The sequence below is a fragment of the Spirillospora sp. NPDC048911 genome, assembly GCF_043198015.1.
Classification (GTDB): domain Bacteria; phylum Actinomycetota; class Actinomycetes; order Streptosporangiales; family Streptosporangiaceae; genus Spirillospora.
In genome coordinates, this window is the sequence record NZ_JBICUD010000001.1 from 734,260 (window position 1) to 753,776 (window position 19,517).

Annotated in this window: 15 protein-coding genes and 1 tRNA gene; 6 read left to right on the plus strand and 10 right to left on the minus strand. The window is 68.0% G+C overall.

Annotated elements, in window-relative coordinates:
• Nucleotides 1-44 precede the first annotated feature (44 nt).
• From ACGFNU_RS03505 to dnaA, 9 genes are all read right to left on the minus strand, one after another.
• A tRNA-Ile gene (locus ACGFNU_RS03505) sits at nucleotides 45-119 on the minus strand.
• Between the two features lie 89 nt (nucleotides 120-208).
• Nucleotides 209-1,237: a DUF3566 domain-containing protein gene (locus ACGFNU_RS03510; protein ID WP_392589796.1), complete on the minus strand. Its 1,029-nt coding sequence runs from the start codon at nucleotides 1,235-1,237 to the stop codon at nucleotides 209-211.
• A gap of 39 nt (nucleotides 1,238-1,276) precedes the next feature.
• A complete protein-coding gene (gene gyrA / locus ACGFNU_RS03515) occupies nucleotides 1,277-3,844 on the minus strand; it encodes a DNA gyrase subunit A (RefSeq protein WP_392589798.1) in 2,568 nt (855 codons plus the stop codon).
• A 211-nt stretch (nucleotides 3,845-4,055) separates the two neighbouring features.
• Complete coding sequence (gene gyrB, locus ACGFNU_RS03520) at nucleotides 4,056-5,993, minus strand: DNA topoisomerase (ATP-hydrolyzing) subunit B (RefSeq protein ID WP_392589800.1); 1,938 nt, start codon at nucleotides 5,991-5,993, stop codon at nucleotides 4,056-4,058.
• 714 nt (nucleotides 5,994-6,707) lie between these two features.
• Complete coding sequence (locus tag ACGFNU_RS03525; protein WP_392589801.1) at nucleotides 6,708-7,235, minus strand: DUF721 domain-containing protein; 528 nt, start codon at nucleotides 7,233-7,235, stop codon at nucleotides 6,708-6,710.
• Nucleotides 7,228-8,352 (minus strand): DNA replication/repair protein RecF, encoded by a 1,125-nt coding sequence (gene recF, locus ACGFNU_RS03530; RefSeq protein WP_392589803.1) that lies wholly within the window; start codon nucleotides 8,350-8,352, stop codon nucleotides 7,228-7,230. Before recF ends, ACGFNU_RS03525 begins: the two co-directional genes overlap by 8 nt.
• Nucleotides 8,353-8,778: 426 nt before the next feature.
• Nucleotides 8,779-9,699 (minus strand): phosphogluconate dehydrogenase (NAD(+)-dependent, decarboxylating), encoded by a 921-nt coding sequence (gene gnd / locus ACGFNU_RS03535; RefSeq protein ID WP_392589805.1) that lies wholly within the window; start codon nucleotides 9,697-9,699, stop codon nucleotides 8,779-8,781.
• A gap of 505 nt (nucleotides 9,700-10,204) precedes the next feature.
• On the minus strand, nucleotides 10,205-11,335 hold the full coding sequence (gene dnaN / locus ACGFNU_RS03540; protein ID WP_392589807.1) for a DNA polymerase III subunit beta: 1,131 nt from the start codon (nucleotides 11,333-11,335) through the stop codon (nucleotides 10,205-10,207).
• 660 nt (nucleotides 11,336-11,995) lie between these two features.
• The gene (gene dnaA / locus ACGFNU_RS03545; RefSeq protein WP_392589809.1) at nucleotides 11,996-14,350 is read right to left on the minus strand and encodes a chromosomal replication initiator protein DnaA; all 2,355 of its coding nucleotides are present in this window, start codon (nucleotides 14,348-14,350) and stop codon (nucleotides 11,996-11,998) included.
• A 632-nt stretch (nucleotides 14,351-14,982) separates the two neighbouring features.
• Between dnaA and rpmH the strand changes: the two genes are divergently transcribed.
• Genes rpmH through ACGFNU_RS03570 form a run of 5 tightly spaced genes read left to right on the plus strand, consistent with a single transcriptional unit; the run spans nucleotide 14,983 to nucleotide 17,313 of the window.
• Nucleotides 14,983-15,120 carry a 50S ribosomal protein L34 gene (gene rpmH, locus ACGFNU_RS03550; protein WP_019633682.1) on the plus strand — a complete coding sequence of 46 codons (138 nt, stop codon included), beginning with the start codon at nucleotides 14,983-14,985 and terminating at the stop codon, nucleotides 15,118-15,120.
• 33 nt (nucleotides 15,121-15,153) lie between these two features.
• Nucleotides 15,154-15,495: a ribonuclease P protein component gene (gene rnpA, locus ACGFNU_RS03555; protein WP_392590988.1), complete on the plus strand. Its 342-nt coding sequence runs from the start codon at nucleotides 15,154-15,156 to the stop codon at nucleotides 15,493-15,495.
• Entirely contained in the window at nucleotides 15,492-15,848 is a 357-nt protein-coding gene (gene yidD, locus ACGFNU_RS03560) for a membrane protein insertion efficiency factor YidD (RefSeq protein ID WP_392589810.1), read from the plus strand. The genes rnpA and yidD overlap by 4 nt, the downstream gene beginning before the upstream one ends.
• Nucleotides 15,841-16,791: a membrane protein insertase YidC gene (gene yidC / locus ACGFNU_RS03565; RefSeq protein WP_392589812.1), complete on the plus strand. Its 951-nt coding sequence runs from the start codon at nucleotides 15,841-15,843 to the stop codon at nucleotides 16,789-16,791. The genes yidD and yidC overlap by 8 nt, the downstream gene beginning before the upstream one ends.
• Before the next feature lie 36 nt (nucleotides 16,792-16,827).
• The gene (locus ACGFNU_RS03570; RefSeq protein ID WP_392589814.1) at nucleotides 16,828-17,313 is read left to right on the plus strand and encodes a protein jag; all 486 of its coding nucleotides are present in this window, start codon (nucleotides 16,828-16,830) and stop codon (nucleotides 17,311-17,313) included.
• An 800-nt stretch (nucleotides 17,314-18,113) separates the two neighbouring features.
• On the opposite strand, the gene ACGFNU_RS03575 is transcribed toward ACGFNU_RS03570, so the two are convergent.
• On the minus strand, nucleotides 18,114-18,563 hold the full coding sequence (locus tag ACGFNU_RS03575; protein WP_392589815.1) for a DUF6458 family protein: 450 nt from the start codon (nucleotides 18,561-18,563) through the stop codon (nucleotides 18,114-18,116).
• Between the two features lie 170 nt (nucleotides 18,564-18,733).
• On the opposite strand from ACGFNU_RS03575, the gene rsmG reads away from it, so the two are divergent.
• Complete coding sequence (gene rsmG / locus ACGFNU_RS03580) at nucleotides 18,734-19,420, plus strand: 16S rRNA (guanine(527)-N(7))-methyltransferase RsmG (RefSeq protein ID WP_392589817.1); 687 nt, start codon at nucleotides 18,734-18,736, stop codon at nucleotides 19,418-19,420.
• Nucleotides 19,421-19,517 lie beyond the last annotated feature (97 nt).

The following is a 19,517-nucleotide window of genomic DNA, read 5'->3' on the forward strand; positions in this document are numbered from 1 at the left end:
GTTCCGGAAAGATCCGAAACCCTCTCTCACATGCACTGACGAAGTGGGCCTACCTGGACTTGAACCAGGGACCTCTTCCTTATCAGGGAAGCGCTCTAACCGAGCTGAGCTATAGGCCCGCACTTGCCGCCGTCCTTGCGGCGCAACGTGAGATTACCGCATCTCGTGGAGCAACCGGTAATCGGTTTCGCAGGACGGCGGGCTGTGGCTATTCGGCTTCCTTCAGGGTGACTTCGACGCCGCCGACGAGGTCCGCGGCGAGGTTGTAGATGACCGAGCCGACCGTGGACAGAGCCGTGATGAGCAGCACGTTCAGGGCGCCGACCAGGACGGTGTAGCCGAAGATGCGCGAGAACGAGAACCAGTCGCCCGCGTCCAGGCCGCCGTTCTTGCTCGGGTCACGGGTGAGCTCGTCGATGGTGCCGCTGATCGAGTCGAAGACGCCGAGGCCGGACAGGATCATGTAGAGGACGACCACCGCGACCAGCAGGACGACGAAGCAGACCAGCGACATCACGAAGCTGAACTTCATCACCGACCACGGCTCGAGGCGTGCCAGCTGCAGCTGGGCCTTCCGCGCGGCCTTGGCGTTGGCGACCTTGGTGCCCCCGGACGGGGTGGCCGAGGTCTGGGCGGGACGGTCCTTGAGGGCCGTGCCCGCGAAACCGGAGCCGGCGGGGGCCGGTCCGCCCGGAACCGGGCTGCTGGGAGCGGGGCCGGACCCGGCGACCTCGCGGCGGCCGAACGGCTTGTCGCGGCCGCCGGCCGGCTCGGGCGTACGGCCCCACGAGGAGTCGGCCGGGGTGTCCTTGACCGGCGGGATCACCGGGGACGCGGCGGGCTTGCCCGGGGAGCCGAGCTCACTGGACTCACCGGGCTTCGAGGTGCCGCTGCTGGGCTTGCCCGCACCGCTGCCGGGCTTGCCGGTGCCGGACGCCTTGGGCCCATCGCTGTCGACCTTGAGGTCGACGCGCGTCTGCTCCGGATCCTTGGGCTTGGAGTCCGCGGCCTTGGCGGCGGCGGGCTTGCCGTCCACGGGCTTGGCCTGGTCGACCTTGGTCTCCTCCGCGGCGGGCTGCACCGGCGTGATCTCCACGGTCGCCTCGTCCCGGCCGGGCTTCGCGGCCGGGACGGTCTTCTTGGCGCCCGCAGAGGAGCCGGACGAGCCCGAGCTCGAACCGGAACTCTTGCCGGTGCCGCCGGAGCGGCCCTTGCCTTTGCCGGGCTGGGTGCTCACGTGTCCTCCTGGCCTACCGGTTCGATGGCGGTCTCAGGGTCACTCACCTTCGTTCCCCCCGCCCGCCTCAGCGTTTGCGTCATCCATGGACTCTACGTTCCCCTCGGAGTCGTCCTGCGCCTCCGCGTTCGCGTCGTCCATGGACTCTACGTTCCTCGCGATCGCGACCACACTGTCGCCCTCCGCGAGGTTCATAAGCCGCACCCCCATGGTCTGCCGGCTGGACTGCTTGATCTCGGCCGCGCTCGTCCGGATCACGCCCCCGTTGGACGTCATCGCGAAGACCTCGTCGTCGAGGCCGACCATCAGCGCCCCTACCAACCTTCCGCGAGTTTGCACGATCTTAGCGGTGAGGACTCCCTTACCCCCACGACCTTGCAACGGATATTGGTCCACCGGGGTCCGCTTGGCGTATCCGCCCTGGGTGGCCACCAGAACATCCTGCGAATCGTCCTGGATGACGAGCATGTTGAGGACCTCCTGGTCCTCCTCGAACCGCATGCCGATCACGCCGCTGGTGGCCCGGCCCATGGGCCGCAGCGACTCGTCGTCGGCGCGGAAGCGGATCGCCTGGGCGCCGGTGGAGACCATCAGCAGGTCGTCCTCCGGGCAGACCAGCCGGGCGGCGATGACCTCGTCGTCCTCGGCCAGGTTGATGGCGATGATGCCGCCGCTGCGGGGCGAGTCGAAGTCGGTCAGGGACGTCTTCTTGACCTTGCCCTGCTTGGTGGCCAGCACGAGGTACGGCGCGACGCCGTAGTCGCGCAGGTCCATGACCTGGGCGATGTGCTCGTCCGGCTGGAACGCCAGCAGGTTGGCGACGTGCTGGCCGCGCGAGTCGCGGTTGGCCTCGGGCAGCTCGTACGCCTTGGCGCGGTAGACGCGGCCCTTGTTGGTGAAGAACAGGATCCAGTGGTGCGTCGTGGTGACGAAGAACTGGTCGACGATGTCGTCCTGCTTGAGCTGCGCGCCGCGGACGCCCTTGCCGCCGCGCCGCTGCGCCCGGTAGAGGTCGGTCTTGGTGCGCTTGGCGTAGCCGCCGCGGGTGATCGTGACGACGACGTCCTCTTCGGCGATGAGGTCCTCGTACGAGACGTCCCCGTCGAACGGGATGATCTCGGTGCGCCGCTCGTCGCCGAACTTCTCGACGATCGGGGCGAGCTCGTCGGCGATGATCTGCCGCTGCCGCTCCGGCGAGGCGAGGATGTCGTTGTAGTCGGCGATCTCCGCCATCAGCTTGTCGTACTCGTCGATGATCGCCTGGCGCTCCAGGGCGGCGAGCTTGCGCAGCTGCATGTCGAGGATGGCCTGCGCCTGGATCTCGTCGATCTCCAGGAGCTGCATCAGGCCGCGCTGCGCCTCGGAGGCGGACGGCGAGCGCCGGATGAGGGCGATGACCTCGTCGATGCGGTCGAGGGCCTTGAGCAGCGCGCGCAGGATGTGGGCGCGCTCTTCGGCCTTGCGCAGCAGGAACCGCGTACGGCGGACGACGACGTCGACCTGGTGCGCGACCCAGTGCCGGACGAACTGGTCGATGCGCAGCGTGCGCGGCACGCCGTCGACCAGCGCGAGCATGTTCGCGCCGAAGGTCTCCTGGAGCTGGGTGTGCTTGTAGAGGTTGTTGAGGACGACCTTGGCGACCGCGTCCCGCTTGAGGACGATGACCAGGCGCTGGCCGGTGCGGCCGGACGTCTCGTCGCGGACGTCGGCGATCCCGTCGATCTTGCCGTCCTTGACCAGGTCGGCGATCTTGAGCGCGAGGTTGTCCGGGTTGACCTGGTAGGGCAGCTCGGTGACGACCAGGCAGGTGCGGTTCTGGATCTCCTCGACCTCGACCACCGCGCGCATCGTGATCGAGCCGCGGCCGGTGCGGTAGGCCTCCTCGATGCCCTTCCGGCCGACGATCAGGCCGGCGGTCGGGAAGTCCGGGCCCTTGACGCGTTCGAGCAGCGCCTCAAGGAGCTCCTCGTCGGTGGCGCCGTAGTTGTCGAGGAACCAGTTGACGCCCTCGGCCACCTCGCGCAGGTTGTGCGGCGGGATGTTGGTGGCCATGCCGACCGCGATGCCGGCCGAGCCGTTCACCAGCAGGTTGGGGTAGCGCGACGGCATGACGTCGGGCTCTTGCGAGCGGCCGTCGTAGTTGGGCGAGAAGTCGACGGTCTCCTTGTCGATGTCGCGCAGCAGCTCCATCGCCAGGGGGGCCATACGGCATTCGGTGTAACGCATGGCCGCGGCAGGGTCGTTGCCGCGCGAGCCGAAGTTGCCGTTGCCGTCGACCAGCGGGTAGCGCATCGACCAGGGCTGGGCCAGCCGCACCAGCGCGTCGTAAATGGCCGAGTCGCCGTGCGGGTGGTAGTTGCCCATGACGTCACCGACGACGCGGGCGCACTTGAAGTAGCCGCGGTCGGGGCGGTAGCCGCCGTCGTACATCGCGTACAGAACGCGGCGGTGCACCGGCTTGAGACCGTCCCGTACCTCGGGCAGGGCGCGCGACACGATGACCGACATCGCGTAGTCGAGATAACTCGCCTGCATCGAGCTCTGGATGTCGACCGGCTCGATCCGCCCGCCGCCCTGGCCCCCGCCTTCGGTGGTCACTTCCGTCACCTGAAAGACCTCTTCTGAGTAGTGGAACTACGACTGCTGCCTGCCGGGGGCCTCATATCCCTTACCTGCGACGCCGCCGTGAACGTTGCCTTCGACTTTGTCTGCAACGGTGCCCGGCGTCCCGTACGGGGTGCATCACCCGCTCCGGGTGCGCCGGGCGCGGCGGCGTGGGAGCCGCGGGATCGTCCGTGGACGAGGAGGCCCCGGCTCATCAGATGTCCAGGAAGCGGACGTCCTTGGCGTTGCGCTGGATGAACTCGCGGCGCGGCTCGACCTCCTCGCCCATGAGGACGCTGAACAGCTCGTCGGCCTGCGCGGCGTCGTCGAGCTGGACCTGGAGCAGGACCCGGTTGTCGGGGTCCATCGTGGTGTCCCACAGCTCCTGGGCGTTCATCTCACCGAGGCCCTTGAAGCGCTGGACCTGGTCGCGGGGCCGGGGGTCGCGCCGGCCGGCGGCGATGCCGGCCTCGATCAGCGCGTCCCGTTCGCGGTCGGAGTAGGCGTAGTCGGCGTCCTGCCCGCGCGCGTCCCACTTGATCTTGTAGAGCGGCGGCTGGGACAGGTAGACGTGGCCGGCCTCGATCAGCGGCTTCATGAACCGGAACAGCAGCGTCAGCAGCAGCGTGTTGATGTGGTGGCCGTCGATGTCGGCGTCCGACATCAGGATGATCTTGTGATAGCGCAGCTTCTCGATGTCGAAGTCGTCGTGCACGCCGGTGCCCAGCGCGGTGATGATCGCCTGGACCTCGTTGTTCTTGAGGATCTTGTCGATCCGCGCCTTCTCGACGTTCAGGATCTTGCCTCGGATCGGCAGGATCGCCTGGTAGTGCGGGTCGCGGCCGCCCTTGGCCGAGCCGCCCGCCGAGTCGCCCTCGACGATGTAGAGCTCGGACTTGGACGGGTCGGTCGACTGGCAGTCCGACAGCTTGCCGGGCAGCGACGTCGACTCCAGCAGGCTCTTGCGCCGCGTGAGGTCACGCGCCGCACGCGCCGCGATGCGGGCCCGCGCGGCCTGGGAGGCCTTGTTGATGACCTCCTTGGCCTCGCCCGGGTTCTCCTCGAACCAGTCGCGCAGGTGCTCGTTGACCGCCTTCTGCACGAACGACTTGGCCTCGGTGTTGCCGAGCTTGGTCTTGGTCTGGCCCTCGAACTGCGGGTCGGCCAGCTTGATCGAGATGATCGCGGTCAGGCCCTCGCGGACGTCCTCGCCGGTGAGGTTGTCGTCCTTGTCGCGCAGCAGGCTCTTCTCGCGCGCGTACCGGTTGACGATCGTGGTCAGCGCCGCGCGGAAGCCCTCCTCGTGGGTGCCGCCCTCCGCCGTGTTGATCGTGTTGGCGAACGTGTGGACGGACTCGGCGTACGAGGAGTTCCACTGCATGGCGATCTCGACCGACATGCCCTCGGTGTCGTCACCGAAGTAGATGACCGACTGGTGCGCGGCGTCCTTCTTGGCGTTGATGTAGCGGACGAAGTCCTCGACGCCGCCCTCGTAGTGGTAGCGGACCTCGCGCGGCTCGCCGTTGACGTGGTCGGGCCGCTCGTCCCGCAGCGTGATGGCCAGGCCGCGGTTGAGGAACGCCATCTCCTGCATGCGGCGCGAGAGCGTCTCGAAACTGAACTCGAGCGTCTCGAAGATGTCACCGTCCGGCCAGAAGGTGATCGTGGTGCCGGTCTCGGTGGTCGGCTCGCCCTTCTCCAGCGGGGCCACGGGGCCCGTCCAGTTGTAGGCCTGCCGCCAGTAGTGGCCGTCGGTCCTGATCTCGGCCTCGAGACGGGTGGACAGCGCGTTCACCACCGCCGAGCCGACACCGTGCAGACCGCCGGAGACCGCGTACGACTTGCCGTCGAACTTGCCGCCCGCGTGCAGCGTGGTCAGCACCAGCTCGACCGCCGGTTTCTTCTCCACGGGATGAAGGCCCACCGGGATGCCGCGGCCGTTGTCGATCACGCGCACGCCGCCGTCCGGCATCAGCGTCACCTGGATGTCATCGGCGTAGCCGGCGAGAGCCTCGTCGACGGAGTTGTCGACGATCTCGTAAACGAGGTGGTGCAGGCCTCGCTCCCCGGTCGATCCGATGTACATGCCCGGGCGCTTCCGGACAGCCTCGAGACCTTCAAGGACAGTGATCGAACTAGCGTCGTACGCCAAAGGAGATCCTCCTGCCGGGGAAGCGCGCCACCACACCCGCGTCTCATGCGTCCCATCAGGGGAAACACGGTGTGCCCCGTAACACACGTAAGGGCGCCCTCTGCTCTGCTCTGGCGATCAGAGACTTCGGGGCGACCCATGGCGGCGCAGCATCCTGAACCCGATTTCATTCTACCGGGTCATCGGCGGAAAAGTGGCACTCACGGGCGCTGATTGCGCGTGTGGCGGCCGAGCGGCCCTGGAGATACATCCCCCCATTGCCCCGGGGGGCTCTACGGGCCTACGAGCCGCTCGCAGCGAAACCGCCCCTTGATCGCCCCGAACGGATGTTCGTCCCCCCGCACCGCTCCGGCAAGACCGCCGAGCCGGCTGCCCGGCACTGCCCAACCTACGCGCGGACAGTGACAATCCAGGCGGGCCACCTCCGAGAAAGACCGCCGCTCGGTGTCCGCGTTCATTACGCGGCCGCAGCGGCGGGCCGGAGGCCGCCAGGCGAGACGGCCAGGTAGGACGGCCAGGTGAAGTAGCCGGGCGAGACGGCCGGGTAAGGCGGCCAGGTAAGGCGGTGGGTCGAGGCAGCCGGGCGAGGCAGCCAGGTAGGAAGGCCAGGTCAGGCGGCCGGGCGACGCGGCCAGGTGAAGCAGCCAGTAAGGCGGTCGGGTGAGGCAGTCGGGTGGGATTGCGGGCGCGCTAGGCGGCGGGGGGCGGGTGGGGTTAGCGGACGCGCCAGGCGCCGGGGCGGCGGGGGGCGGAGGCGGGGCCCACGACTTTGACTCGGCGGACGGTGTTGTGGCCGAGTTCCTCGTTCAGGCGCTTGACGAGGGTGGACGAGAGCAGGCGGAGCTGGGTGGCCCAGGTGGTGGAGTCGGCGGCGACGGTGAGTTCGCCGTCCTCGAACTTCTCGGGGCGGGTGTGCTCGGCGAGTTCGGGACCGACGATTCCGGGCCAGTTGCCGAAGATGCCGCCGACGGCGGCGCGCTGTTCCCAGCCTCGGGAGGCCATCAGCTCGCGGATGGCCGATCCGAAGAGCTTGGGATCGCCGCCGCGCCCGGGTTGCGGCATGCGCGGGCCGCGCGGGCCTTTGCGCTTGCCCTGGCCCGGCACCGAGCCTCGCTTGGCGGCATCGGCGCGCGCCTGGGCGAGGGCTTCGCGGGCCAGCTCGATCCCCGACTTGGCCGGCACTTCGTTGTCGCCGGAATTCGCCGGTGTGGAGGAGTTGTGCACATCCTGTGGATCAGTCACGGGTCACCTGGCCGTCGGAGACGGAATATGAGGCGCCGGTCAGTTCGGCGGGGACGTCGGCCGGGACGGCCGCGGTGATGAGGACCTGTTCGGCGGGGGAGACCATCTCGGCGAGCCGGCTGCGGCGTCCGGAATCCAGCTCCGCGAAGACGTCGTCGAGGATGAGCACGGGATCGTCGCCATCGTCCCGGAGCAGGTCGAACGCGGCCAGGCGGAGCCCGAGGGCGAACGACCACGACTCCCCATGGCTCGCGTAGCCGCGGGCAGGCAGGTCGCCTAGACGCAGGACGAGTTCGTCGCGGTGGGGGCCGACGAGACTTACGCCACGTTCAAGCTCTTGTTTGCGTGCGTCCGCGACACCCGCCAGGAGGGCGTCGGCCAGTTGTGCACGGTCTGTGGACAACTCCGCGTCGCCCAGCGAGCTCTTGTAGGTCAGCTCGACCGCGCCGCTGCTGGGCGCGAGCGCCGCGTACGCCTTGATCACCAGGGGCCGGAGGGCGGCGACCAGGTCCAGGCGCGCGGCGAGGAGCTCTGAGCCGGTTCGGGCGAGATGCGAGTCCCAGACGTCCAGGGTCGCGATGACCTCGGCGCCGGGGGAGCGGCGGTGGGCGGCCGCCGATTTCAACAGGGCGTTGCGCTGCTTGAGGACGCGGTCATAGTCCGAACGGACGGCGGCGAAGCGCGGGGCACGCGTGGTGAGCAACTCGTCCATGAAGCGGCGGCGCTCGCCCGGGTCGCCCTTCACGAGCGAGAGATCCTCAGGGGCGAAGAGCACCGTCCGCAACATCCCCAGGATCTCGCGCGGCCTGGGGATGGGGGAGCGGTTGAGCCGCGCCCGGTTGGCCTTGCCCGGATTGATCTCCAGCTCGATCAGCGCCTTGCGGTCGTCCTTGACGACCCCGGCGCGCACGATCGCACGCGGTGCCCCCTGCCTGACCAGCGGCGCGTCGGTGGCCGAGCGGTGGCTGCTATGCGAGGCGACGTAGCCGATGGCCTCGACGAGGTTGGTCTTGCCCTGCCCGTTCGGACCCACGAACGCGGTGACTCCCGGTTCGAGCGCGACCTCGGCGGTGGCGTACGAACGGAAGTCCTGCAGCGAGAGGTGGGCGACGTGCACGGGACACGAGCGTAGAGCCTCCCGATGGTCATCCGGACCCCTCGCCTCGGCAGAAAGCCGGGACACCCCTAGCCAGACCTATGACACACCTGGTCACAGCTGGACGCGCCAGACCGGACCTCAGCTGCGCAAGGTCAAGCCCTTGGGACGCCCAGCTACAGGCGGGTGCGCTTGATTAGGCCTGTACGCACCCGGCCGAACCCTGGGCGTGTCTGGCCTGGGCATGCCGAGCCTAGATGCGCCTGGCATGGCCAGGCCTTAGCCCAGGTCAGGTCAGGTCAGGGCCTAGGTGCCTCGTCAGGCCCGGGACGAGCCAGGCCCGGGACGAGCCAGGTTAAGCCCCAGACGCACCTGGCCCTGGGCGCGTGTGGTTGGGCGCGTGTGGCCTGATCTGGGGTGCGCCTGAGCGGAGCTGGGTGCGTCTGGTCAAACCTTGGGCGGGTCTACGTCGGCGCCAGGGGAGTCGGCGCCCTTGGCAGATTCCACGGCGTGTCCGCCGAACTGGTTGCGGAGCGCCGCGACGACCTTCATTGCGGGCGAGTCCTGCTGGCGGGAAGCGAACCGCGCGAAGAGCGAGGCCGTGATCGCGGGCAGCGGGACCGCGTGGTCCACAGCGGCCTGGACGGTCCAGCGTCCCTCGCCGGAGTCGTTGGCGTATCCACGGAGGCCCTCAAGCTGTGGATCGTCGGCCAGGGAGCGGTTCATGAGGTCCAGCAGCCAGGAGCGGATGACCGTGCCCTCCTGCCAGCTGCGGAACGTCTCCGGCACGTTGGTCACGATATCGCTGGCCTCGATGAGCTCGTAGCCCTCGCCGAAGGCCTGCATCATCGCGTACTCGATGCCGTTGTGGACCATCTTGACGAAGTGCCCGGCGCCGATCGTCCCCGCGTGGACGAAGCCGAACTCGCCCTCGGGCTTCAGCGTCTCGAAGATCGGCATGAGGCGCTTCACGTTGGCCTCGTCGCCGCCGACCATGAGGGCGTAGCCGTTCTGCAGGCCCCAGACCCCGCCGCTGACCCCGCAGTCGACGAAGTTGATGTCCTTGGCCGCGAGCTCCTCGCCGTGCTTCTGGTCGTCCACATAGTGTGAATTACCGCCGTCGATGACGAAGTCCCCAGGCTGGAGCAACTCCCCCAACTGGTCGACGGTGTCCTGGGTCGGCTTGCCCGCGGGCACCATCACCCATACCGCCCTCGGCGGCGACAGCCGTTCGACCAGCTCTTCCAGCGAACTCACGTCGCTGACGTCGGGGTTGCGGTCGTACCCCACGACCGTGTGGCCACCGCGGCGTAGACGTTCGGCCATGTTGCCGCCCATCTTGCCAAGGCCGATCATCCCCAGCTCCATGCTCACTCCACTCCCCTGTGCGTAGCTCTGCCTAGTCGTGCCGAGTGCCCGAGCGCCTGCCGTTGCCTGCACTCAGTGCCCGCTGCCGCGTGCACGCGTCCGTACGCACTCGCCACGTGCATGCGTCCCGTTACGCACGCATGCCACATGCCTGCCGTAGGACCGCGTACCCGCAGAGACAGTCCCCAGACCTATCGGCCCGTTTCCTGTCCACAGCCTGCGGATCTCGCACTCCCCAAGGACGAGCCCCTCCAGCCGGCCGTCCCCGGGTTCCGCGGACCTGTGGATGTACGAGGCGTCCCGCCGGCCCTCGACCGCCGGCGCTACGACCTCGGGCCACCGAGCCGGCCGTGCACGGATCGGCGGCCTGTGGATTACCCACAGGCTGTTGATCCGTGCACGGCCCGAATCCACGGTCCGAATCCACGGCCCTTGCCGTGATCCGCAGTCCATGATCCCCGGTCGTGCCTCCCGGCCGGCCCCGGGTATGCCCGGAACAGATCCTTTACCCGGACAGGCGCACCGGCATGATCAGGTAGCGGTAGTTGGGGTTCACGCCCTCTTCCGGCGGCTTGCCGGTGAGCACGGCGGGCTTGGTCGGCGTGGTGAATGAGAGCCGCGCGATGTCGGAGCCGATGTTCGACAACCCGTCCAGCAGGAAGCCGGGGTTGAAGGCGATGTCGATGTCCTCGCCCTCCAGCGTCGCCTCCAGCGCCTCGACGGCCTGAGCCTCATCGCCGGTCCCGGCCTCCAGGACGACCTCTCCCTGGCTGAACGAGAGCCGTACAGGGGTGTTGCGCTCGGCGACCAGGGAGACGCGCTTGACGGCCTCGATGAACGGGCCGGTCTGGATCTCGGCGAGACCCGCGTACTCGCTGGGCAGCAGCGACCGGTACTTGACGAAGTCACCGTCCAGCAGGCGCGAGGTGGTGCGGCGGCCGCCGCCCTCAAAGCCGATCATGCCTTCGCCGGTGCCGCCCGCGCCGCCGAGGGCGATCGAGACCTCGGCCCCGGCGGTCAGCGACTTGGCGGTGTCGGCGAGCGTCTTGGCGGGCACCAGGGCGACCGCGGAGAAGTCCGGGCGTTCGGGCTTCCAGTGCAGCTCGCGTACGGCCAGCCGGTAGCGGTCGGTGGCGGCGAGGGTGACGGTCTCGCCCTCGATCTCCACACGCACACCGGTGAGCATGGGGATGGTGTCGTCACGGCCTGCGGCGACGGCCACCTGGTTGACGGCGGCAGCGAACTCGTCGCTGCCCACGGATCCGGCTGCCGGCGGCATCTCCGGCAGCGTCGGGTAGTCCTCCACAGGCATGGTGAGGAGTGTGAACTTCGCGCTGCCACAGCGAAGCATCACCTTCGCCCCGTCCGTGGTCACCTCCACAGGGTGGGGAGGCAGGCTGCGCGAGATCTCAGCGAGGAGGCGGCCGGAGACCAGTGCCGTCCCCGCGTCCTCCACGTCGATGTCGGTGGACACCTGCGCCGAGACCTCGTAGTCGAACGCGGACAGCTTGAGCCGGTCGCCCTCGGCGACGAGGTGCATGCCGGCCAGCACGGGCACGGGCGGCCGGACCGGAAGCGTTCGTGCCGTCCAGGCCACGGCTTCGGCCAGGGCGTCTCTGTCGATGCGGAACTTCAAGGGGACCCGCCTCCTGCAGGTTTCGGACCAAGGGTGAGGTGGAAGAGCTCAGGTGACGCACCCGGGGCGCTTGATCCCCAGGCCCTAGTTTGAGTTGAGCTTTTTCTTGAATAGAGAGAAGGGGTAGTACTCGTATTAGGGGCCGTGGATAGTGTGGACATCACGAGTTTTCCCAGGTGAGACCCCGTATTTCTGTCCACCGGAGCTGTGCACTCGAGGTGGACCGCCGAGCGCCGCCTGAGGACAGCCGGATCGTCCCCACACGCCGTCCTCATGTCATCCCCCGGTTTTCCACGAGTTCTCCGCAGGTCTGAGCGGCCTTTCGAGATCCGTCCGGGCCGGGCGCGACGGGCATCGGACTCGTCCCCAGGACGTCCCCAGGGCTTCCCCAAGATGTCCACGAACTCGTCCCCATGACGCGCGCCGGCCGTCCCCAACCCGTCCCCAGTCCATCCACGAATTGTCCTCAGGTTCTCCGCAGGTTGTCCCCCGGCTTTTCCACCGGGATCCCCAGAGTTTTCCCCAACCTGTGGGAGTCGTTGTGCTGTACGAAGTCTGCCGGAGTGCCGCGCGAAGTGTGCCGCACGCCCCTCGGGGAGCCTGCCGCGGACCTTGCCGGAGGCGGCGGACGAGGCGGCGCGGCGGCGGCCGCGCGGCGGGTCAGCGTTTGCGCGCCTGATGCTTGATCCGTCCGGTCAGCTCCGTGACCTGGTTGTAGATGGCGCGGCGCTCGGCCATCAATGAACGGATCTTGCGTTCGGCGTGCATGACCGTGGTGTGGTCGCGGCCGCCGAACTGCTGCCCGATCTTGGGGAGCGACAGCTCGGTGAGCTCGCGGCACAGGTACATCGCGATCTGCCGGGCGGTCACCAGCATGCGCGACCGCGACGGTCCACAGAGGTCTTCGATCGTCGTCCCGAAGTACTCCACAGTCTGCGCCATGATCATCGCCGCGGTGATCTCCGGGCCGGAGTCGTTGGGGATGAGATCCTTCAGGACGATCTCGGCCAGCTTCATGTCCACCGACTGGCGGTTGAGGCTGGCGAACGCGGTCACCCGGATCAGCGCGCCCTCGAGCTCGCGGATGTTGGTCGCGATCTGCGAGGCGATGAACTCCAGCACGTCCGGCGGCGCGGCCAGCCCCTCCTGCCGCGCCTTCTTCTGCAGGATCGCGATGCGGGTCTCGAGCTCGGGCGGCTGGACGTCGGTGGTGAGCCCCCACTCGAACCGGTTGCGCAGCCGATCCTCCAGCGTCACCAGTTCTTTAGGCGGCCGATCACTGGAGATCACGATCTGCTTGCTCGCGTTGTGGAGCGTGTTGAACGTGTGGAAGAACTCCTCCTGCGTCTGTTCCTTGCCTTCGAGGAACTGGATGTCGTCGACGAGGAGGATGTCCACATCCCGGTAGCGCCGGCGGAAACCGTCGGCCTTGCCGTCGCGGATCGAGTTGATGAAGTCGTTGGTGAACTCCTCGGAGCTCACGTATCGCACGCGAGCTCCGTTGAAGAGACTCTGCGCGTAGTGGCCGATGGCGTGCAGCAGGTGCGTCTTGCCGAGGCCAGAGTCTCCATAGATGAACAGCGGGTTGTACGCCTTGGCCGGCTGTTCGGCGACGGCGACGGCGGCCGCGTGCGCGAACCGGTTGGACGAGCCGATGACGAACGTCTCGAACGTGTACTTCGGATTCAGCCGCGCGTGCTCGGCGCCGCCGCCGCTCGTACCCGAGCCGGAGCCTGAGCCGCCCGCGGGTGCCCCTTGACCGCCACCGCTCGACATACCGCCGCCGCCTGAGCCCGGCATGCCGCTTGGCCCTCCGATCCGAGGTTCTCCCTGGCCGGGGCCAGAGGATTCCTCGTCTCGCAGGGCATCTTCGTTGCGGTAGGAGTCGTCCGCCTGGAAGGTGTCCTGCTGGAAGGCGTCTTGTTGGAACGTGTCCTGTTGGAAAGGGTCGGCCTGATACGAGTCGTTCGTGTAAGGGTCGCCGCTGCCGAAGACGTCTTCGGTCTCGCGACCGCGACCTCGGGGGCCGAGGTGAGATTCGCCACCATGCTGTGGCTCGCCGCCGCGGTTCGGGGGCTCGGCCGGCCGGCCTTGCCGGGGCGCGCCGAGGGTGCGGTCGTTCAGATGGGACGGGGCGTGCCTGCCGCCCGGCATCTTGGCGTGCGAACCCGGCTGACGTCCGGGCAACTCGCCACCATGGCCATAGGAATCGGACCCGTTCCCGCCGGAACCTCGTCCCTCCGAGCCGCCAGGCCCGCCAGGCCCGCCGCCAGGCCCGCCAGGACCTCCGGGTCCGCTCGCCCTGCCGCGCCCTGGGAAACCACCGCCCTGCTGCGGGCCGCGTCCGTCGTACGGACCGCGGTTGCCGGGCCCCGCGCCGTACGCGGGCGGACGCGGCGCGGTGGTCGGATAGCCGCCCGAGTGTTCGCTGTCACGCTGCGGCCATCCACGATCCTCATCCTGCGGTGGATATCCACCGCCTCCAGGGGATGGGTTGTGGACAACTCCCGGCTGGGACGAGCCGTAACCCTGATCTCCGTAGGACCGTTCACCGAACTGCTCGGTGTAACCCTGGTCACCGTAGGGCGGCTGCTGCTGGTCTCCGTATGAGGACTGGTCCCCATATGAAGACTGATCTCCGTACGAAGATTGCTCTCCATAAGACTGGCCGCCGTAGGGCCGATCCTCGTAGGGCTGCTCCGTGTACGGGCGTTCGCCATAAGAAGCGGACTCGGGCCCGCGCGGGTCGCCCTCGTTGGCCTCGGGGTGGACGGTGACGGCGACGCGGATCTCGCGGCCCAGCTCATGCGACAGGGCCTGCGTGATCAGGTTGCGCAGCCGGGTCTCCAGGGCGTCCTTGGCGAACTCGTTCGGAGCGGCGAGGAGCGCGGTGCCCTCGACAAGGGCCAGGGGCCGGACCATCGGCAGCCAAGCGCGGTAGCTCGGCGGAAGTTCGCCTTCGGTGAGTGCAGTGAGGGTGCGGGCCCAGACCGACGCGAGATCCTGACCGTCCATGCGCAAGGTCCCTCCCAAAACTCCCCGTCAACCGAGGCACCCCGGTTGCCTTGCTTCACCACGGGCCCGGCCAGTCCCAAAGAGCTCAGCCCCGCCGCGGAAGCCTTACTCTCTCACGAGTTGTCCACAGAGTTGTCCACACGCTGTGCATGAGCATCGGATGCCTGTGCAAAAGCCCACGGCGGATGGCCAGGTAGGTGTTCCGAAGAGGCCTCAAGGCAGCTCGCCGCGAGTCTCAGGAGGGGAGGAAAGCCGGCTGAAAAGACGTAGATAGTCCATCGGCTTGCCGGGAGACCTTAGCGCTGAGCGCGGCCCGCTCGCAACAGAGTCCACCAACCCCGTCCGCCTCGTCCGCCCCGCCGGCTCGACCGCCTCGTCGGTCCCGGTGTGGCTCGGAAGAGGAGTTCGGACGGGTATCCTGGGGGCACTCCGAGTCGGTGCTCTCCGTTTGACCTAGTGGGCAGCCAGCCCGTAACGTCTTGAGGTCGAGTCGCATCGACGGAGATGACGCGTGCCCGCTGTCTTGCCCGTAGGGAAAGCCGGATGGGCCCCCGCTGCGAGGGACCAGACGCGGCCCTCGATGCGAATTTTCGCGCCTGAAGAACCAACCGACCGCAGCACTGGAGCCTCGAGTGAGCAAGCGTACTTTCCAGCCGAACAACCGTCGTCGCCACAAGAAGCACGGCTTCCGGCTGCGCATGCGCACGCGCGCCGGGCGCGCCGTCCTTTCCGCGCGGCGCGGCAAGGGCCGCGCCCGCATCGCGGTCTGATCCTCCCTTCGCATGCTGCCGTCCGGACACCGGATGCGGCGGCGGGACGAGTTCACGTTGGCCGTCCGGCGCGGTCGCCGCGCCGGACGGCCAACTGTCGTCGTTCACCTGCTTCGCAGAGATGACGCCACCGAAGAGGACCCGTTGGTCGGTTTCATCGTGGCCCGCAACGTGGGGAACGCGGTCGTGCGGAATTCCGTACGACGCAGGCTCCGCCACCTCGTTCGCGCGCACCTCGATCGAGTTCCGCGGGGTAGCCTGCTCGTAGTGCGCGCCAACCCCGCCGCGGGTACGGCACGCCACGACGAACTGGCCGCGGATCTCGAGTCGGCGCTCGACCGGCTGCTGCGGCCCGCGTCCAAGGGACGGAAATGACGAGCCAGCCAGAGGGGTACGTCCCCTCGCCGCACGAGGTCGCGAGGCCGAGCCTCGCGGCACGTGCGCTGATGCTCCTCGTCCGCGCCTACCGACGCTTCTTGAGCCCTCTGCTCGGACAGCAGTGCCGCTTCCAGCCCAGCTGCAGCGCGTACGGCCTGGAGGCCCTCCAGGTGCACGGCGCACTGCGGGGCACCTGGCTCACGGTCCGCCGGATCGGCCGGTGCCAGCCCTTCCACCGAGGCGGCTACGACCCCGTACCGCCCCGCCGAGGGGACGCACCCTCGAAGACCTCCGGCCGCGACGAGAGCGGCCCCGCCCTAGCAGAGCCCAAGGAGCTGCCCGGTGCTTGATCCGCTATACAAGGTCGTCGCTCAGCTCATCGTGTGGATTCACACGGGCCTGAGCTCCATTGGCATTGACAAGGACAGCGGATGGGCCTGGGGCGGCTCCATCATCCTGCTGACGGTGATGCTGCGGCTGGTGCTCTTCCCGCTGTTCGTGAAGCAGATCCACGCGTCGAAGAAGATGCAGGAGCTGAACCCCAAGATTCAGGCGCTGCGCAAGAAGTACAAGAACGACAAGCAGCGCCTCAATCAGGAGGTCATGAAGGTCTACCAGGAGAACGGCGCCAACCCGCTGTCGGGCTGCCTGCCGATCCTGGTGCAGATGCCGGTCTTCATCGGCCTCTTCCAGGTCCTCAAGCGCGTCTCGGACGCCAAGGAGGGCCAGGGTGTCTTCGCGGTCACACCAGACCTGGTGCAGAGCGCGCAGAAGGCCAACATCTTCGGTGCGCACATCCCCGACACGTTCCTGAACGCGTGGGGCGCCGACCCCAAGAGCTGGAGCGCCATCGTCGTCACCGGCATCGCGGTGATCATCAGCTCGTGCACCACGTTCTTCACGGTGCGGGCGAGCATGCAGCGGCAGAAGCTGCAGGGCACGATGGACGACAACAACCCGATGATGCAGGCGCAGAAGATGATGGTCTTCCTCGCGCCGCTGTTCGGTCTCTTCGGCCTGGGATTCCCGCTGGGCGTGCTCATGTACTGGGTGACGTCCAACAGCTGGACGCTCGCACAGCAGCACTACATCTACAAGAAGTACTACCCGCACGACGACAACGGCAACGGCAACGGCAATGGCAACGGCAAGGGCGACAAGCCTGCCGTGGGGCTCAAGAAGCTCAAGAAGGAGCCGGAGCCGGCCCCCGAGCCCGAGGAGAAGCCGAAGGTCGTGCGCAACCAGCCGACCCGCAAGCCGCGCAGCAAGCGCAGCGGCAGCCAGAAGCGCTAGTTTGAACCCCGGTCCTTGTCGAAGAAGGAGATCCCGTTGAGCCAGACCGACACCACCGAGGTCGACGTCCAGGCGCTCGAGCAGGAAGGCGAGATCGCCGCCGACTACATCGAGGGTCTGCTGGACATCGGTGACTATGACGGCGACATCGACATGGACGTCGAGGGCGAGCGCGCCATGGTCGCGGTGGTCGGCGCCTCTCTCGACGAACTGGTCGGCAAGCGCGGCGAGGTCCTGGAGGCTCTGCAGGAGCTGACCCGCCTGGCGGTGCACCGCCAGACCGGCAACCGCACCCGCCTGATGCTCGACATCGGCGGCTACCGCGAGCGCCGCCGCGCCGAGCTCACCAAGCTGGGCCAGGACATCTCGGACGAGGTCAAGCAGAGCGGCCAGCCCAAGCCCCTCGCTCCCATGACCCCGTTCGAACGCAAGATCGTTCACGACGCAGTGGCCGCCGCCGGCCTCCGCAGCGAGTCCGAAGGCGAAGAGCCGGAGCGCTACGTGGTGGTCCTCCCCGCCTGACCTGACAAGAGAGAACGGCGCCGCCCCCGCAAAGCCGGGCGCGGCGCCGTTTTTCATCCCCGCCACGCTGTACCGCCGCGCCAGCCGCATGACCGCGCGAGCCGCATGACCGCGCGAGCCGCATGACCGCGCGAGCCGCGTGACTGCGCCCGCCGAATCATCGCGCCCGCCGTATCGCCGTGCCCGCCATATCACCGCGTCGCGCGCTTCCACGCCGCGCCCATCACTGCACAAGCTGTCCTGACTCGCCATCCTCCTGGGTTCGCGCTGTCTCCGCTCGCTCCGCGCCGCTTCCACCCCGCGCTCTTCTCTGCGGCGCCACTCCACTCTGCTTCGAGACAGTCCGCCGAACGGTAGAGATGACCGAGGTCGCTTTGCGCCGCACCTTCGAGAGCTCACCAAGTTGGGGGTGGGGCCGACCGGTTTCCGCCGTCCTCGAACAACTGGGTAGCTCAGCGCCCCCCGGTTCAGCTCGGCGGTGTGAATGCGCTGGCTTGGTTGCTCTCATAAGCAGCACCACGCAGCGCTGCGCCTCTCGGTGGGGAGGCCTGACCCGGCTGTGGAACTCGACGGTCTTCGTTGTGCACAGGTCCCCGACTGCTGTGGATGCGTGAGCGCTGTGAGGATCTGGGGGAGATCGTGCAGGGATGACCCTCTGGTTACTACAGGTGATTGCTTGCGTACCGGCACAGTGGTCGGTGCCCGGCCGACTTTGCGGGAGCGGTCGGCGAGGTGGTGATCGCCGACAGTCGACCGGGCGCCTTCCGTCTTCAGTTGAGCCCTGTCCTGCGAAACGGGGGTTAGGAAGGACGTTCGTGAGGGGCGCGACGCAGGGGAGGGGTGGTGGCGCTGGGGCGATTCTGCTTCGCGGGGTCCTGAGCGATCGCGGGATCCTGAGCGATCGCCGGGTCCTGGGTGCTGTGACCCTGGGGCGGATCCACGTGCCCAGGCCGTTCGATGACGCGTTCGATGTGCTCAACCGGGCCGTTGGGGGTCTGCTCGACGGTGCGTTCCTCGTGGATGATCGTTTCAGGCTCCACGGGTTCGGTGTAGCCGGGATCTGCCCCGACCATGAGGCCGGCCTGGCGCCGGGGGCGGGTGTAGAGGAGGGTGAAGGCCATGCTGACGGCCCCCGCCAAGATGAGGATCCAGCCGACGAGTTGGATATCTATGCCGGAGAGTTCGACGCGTAGGGCGAACGCGAGAATCGCGCCGAAGCTGATGAAGGCGAGACTGACTCCCACTCCCATGACTCGGGGGCTCCTTCCGTTTCGGACGGGCTGCTGTCTCGCCTCTACCCGACCAGGGGCGAATATGCCTGCGTCTGTGGGCAGTAAGACCCTTGTGTCCGTCCGAACAGTCTTCGCCCTGGTCGTTTCGTGTGTGCGTCCTCGGGTCTTTTTGTGGAACGATTCGTACGGTGGGGATTGCGAGTGAGGTTTTCGGCGACGCGCTGGCGCTGGCCGAGCGTTATGCGGAGTTTCTCGCCGATGCCGGAGTCGAACGCGGCCTGATCGGTCCGCGCGAGGTCGATCGGCTCTGGGAGCGGCACCTGATCAACTGTGCCGTGGTGGCGGAGGCGATTCCGGAGAATGCCAAGGTAGTCGACATCGGCTCGGGTGCCGGCCTGCCCGGGATCGTGCTGGCGATCGTCCGGCCGGATCTCTCGATCACCCTGCTGGAGCCGTTGCTGCGTCGGACGACCTTCTTGAACGAGGCCGTCGAGATGCTGGAGCTCGCCAACGTCGAAGTACGTCGTGGCCGCGCCGAAGAGGTCGTCCGGGACCTTTCCGTCGACGTCGCGACCGCCAGGGCGGTGGCCCCGCTGGAGCGGCTCGCCAAATGGGCGCTGCCACTTCTGCGTCCCGGAGGCGAGCTCCTGGCGATGAAAGGTGAGCGTGCGGCGGCCGAATTGGACGAGGCTCAGCCCGTTCTGAAGCGGTTCGGTGTACGTACGACTGAACTACTCCAAGTGGGGCGCGGTAAGGTCGAGCCGCCGACAACGCTTGTCCGTGTGGTCGCCGAGCACGAACCCCGCCGGCAGTCCGGCCGGGGTCGGTTGGCTGGGAAGGGCGACGCCAAAGGGTCGAGGAAGAGGTCTTCATGAGCACGGGACCAGGACTGGGCTGGCCTGACCGCGCCAACGAATCCCCCGATGACGACACGTCCGGCCTGGGCTGGCCCGGTGAGGGCGAGGCGCCGGA

Coding starts and splice junctions, on each gene's coding strand:
- yidD (WP_392589810.1), top strand. CDS start 15,492: ATGACGAGCCAGCCAGAGGGGTACGTCCCCTCGCCGCACGAGGTCGCG.
- dnaA (WP_392589809.1), bottom strand. CDS start 14,350: ATGGACGGTCAGGATCTCGCGTCGGTCTGGGCCCGCACCCTCACTGCA.
- rnpA (WP_392590988.1), top strand. CDS start 15,154: ATGCGGCGGCGGGACGAGTTCACGTTGGCCGTCCGGCGCGGTCGCCGC.
- gnd (WP_392589805.1), bottom strand. CDS start 9,699: ATGGAGCTGGGGATGATCGGCCTTGGCAAGATGGGCGGCAACATGGCC.
- ACGFNU_RS03575 (WP_392589815.1), bottom strand. CDS start 18,563: ATGGGAGTGGGAGTCAGTCTCGCCTTCATCAGCTTCGGCGCGATTCTC.